Origin of the sequence: Pseudoalteromonas sp. GW168-MNA-CIBAN-0100 (genome assembly GCF_040309225.1) — a bacterium.
Classification (GTDB): domain Bacteria; phylum Pseudomonadota; class Gammaproteobacteria; order Enterobacterales; family Alteromonadaceae; genus Pseudoalteromonas; species Pseudoalteromonas arctica.
Genome location: NZ_JBEOOL010000293.1, coordinates 1 through 335 on the forward strand (window position 1 = coordinate 1; position 335 = coordinate 335).

Below are 335 nucleotides of genomic sequence, written 5' to 3' on the forward strand. Positions count from 1 at the left end.
GTTTACAGGGGGGTGTATATTCGTTGTTGGTTGCTGCGCAATAATTGGCTCTGGGCTGATATTGGCGGGCTCAATTGCATTTTGAGCTGGCGTTTGATCATTAATTGCTGCTGGCGCTTGTTGAGTAACCTGTTGTTGACGCTGCTTTTTAGTAGGCAGTGGTGCATCGGGATCGAACATGCGTACTTCTGGCTCGGCAAAGTCGCTGGCATTTTTTATTCGCTCTAAGGTGTTTTTAGCCGCGGCTTCAAACTCTGCGGTATTGGGCTCTGCTTTTGTTTTTGTTTTGGGTTTTTCATTACTAAATGTTGTATTTGTTGTTTTAGCTACGGTTT

General features: G+C 44.8%; 1 pseudogene. It reads right to left on the minus strand.

The features are described from left to right. Positions 1-335: pseudogene (locus AAEY62_RS21175) on the minus strand (cell surface protein); the annotation flags it as partial.